The organism is Pelotomaculum isophthalicicum JI (genome assembly GCF_029478095.1).
GTDB classification, from domain to species: domain Bacteria; phylum Bacillota; class Desulfotomaculia; order Desulfotomaculales; family Pelotomaculaceae; genus Pelotomaculum_D; species Pelotomaculum_D isophthalicicum.
In genome coordinates this window covers 1-1538 of record NZ_JAKOAV010000084.1, presented here as the reverse complement: position 1 = coordinate 1538, position 1538 = coordinate 1, and the positions used below count along the sequence as shown (strand labels likewise).

The window sequence follows — 1538 nt, the reverse complement described above, 5'->3', positions numbered from 1 at the left end:
CTCAACTTTCGCAGACCGAAAGCTGTAATCGATCCTTGAAAAACGAGGGCAGAGAGGAAATAAACTGACTTATAAACTCCTCCAGTTTCTGCCCAGACAAAGACAGATGCTCTCTCAAAGCTTCTTTTAGCAGATCAAAAAGTAGAAACAAAGCAGTTACAAAACTAATATCTTGTAATTCATCGCAGCATGTATAGAACAAATTACCAATGGTACGCAGGTCACGGCTATTCCTGCTTTCCAACGCCAGCATGATATATCGGCAGAAAACAATGGTAGTATGGGCAACCATGGAATCGTAAGAACGACCTTGGAATTCTTTAGCCAGCTTTAAGTAAGATTTAGACATTTTGAAAAAGACTTCGATATCCCAGCGTTTACCGTAGATACGGATAATTTCCTCATCACTTAGTGCTGTATCTGTTGAAAGCAATGCCAGCCATTTGCGAGATCTGTTTCTGTCCCGGACAAAAACAATTTTAACTTTTACCGGTTGACCTTGCATGTCCTTTCCAAGTTCTACTATCACGGATGCTAAGATTCTTGCCCTGCCTGGCTTTTTGTAGATGTAATTATAAAGACCAGTCAGATTCATAGACTTACCAACATATTGGTAGAATACCTTGGGCATTGCTTTGAGCATACAAATAACGTGTAAGTTTCGTTCCATGACATTGAGAATTACCTTGGGAAAGGCATACCAGCTATCAAATAGCAGATAATCTGCCTGAGCACCATAAGGAGCAAGCTGATCTAACAGTTCAAACATAACTTCCGTTGTCTTTTTCATGCTTTCTTTTCTTAGCTTGAAACCGTTGGTGCGCTTATCAATTAAAGAATTAATCCCATTAAGACGATTTTTCTCATTCTCAGAACTCAGTAGTGAAAAGGACAAGGGTAAAAAAGTATTACCGTCGGACCAGCCCAAGGTAAGCATACGGAAGCCACGCATATATCTCTTTTCTGTATGGTCGTATACCTTGGCCAACAGTTCTACAGCCTTACTTCTGTTGCGACTGAACAAAGAGTCGTCAAAAATGAGCACCTTCACCCGTTCAGCGGATGTAAGTAGGGAAACCGTTTCTTTGATAATCAGAGTGCTCAAGGTTAAAAGAAACTTCCGCCAGTTATAACGGGTTGAGTTTAAGAATCGGTAAATAGTATCTTTCTCCGGCTGGTCAATAGCATGGTTCATATGTAAAAACCGGTAGAGATTTTTACCGGTAAAGACCAATATAAAAATAAATCTGAATATGTGGAAACAAGAAAACCCTTTTTCCTTATCAAAGTTTGACTGCCGTAGCAACCTTGAGACGTGATAACGTTTCAAAAAGTTGCCAATTTGGAAGTTAGTCTGATTTTCATTAGAATTAGTTTCTGGTAAAATAGATTGCACAAAGCATCCCTCTCTTTTGGTGGAGTGGTTTTTTGTCAATTCTATTTTACCAAAAGTTTGGGGTGTTTTGGCTTCTTTATCGCTAAAATATCAGGAATATCAAGGCTTTAAGTCACTTTTTTATCTGAGAAAGTTGAGTTAA

At 38.9% G+C, this 1538-nt stretch carries 1 protein-coding gene; it reads right to left on the bottom strand.

Annotated elements, in window-relative coordinates:
* Position 1: 1 nt before the first annotated feature.
* Positions 2–1396 carry an IS4 family transposase gene (locus tag L7E55_RS17500; protein WP_277445644.1) on the bottom strand — a complete coding sequence of 465 codons (1395 nt, stop codon included), beginning with the start codon at positions 1394–1396 and terminating at the stop codon, positions 2–4.
* Positions 1397–1538 lie beyond the last annotated feature (142 nt).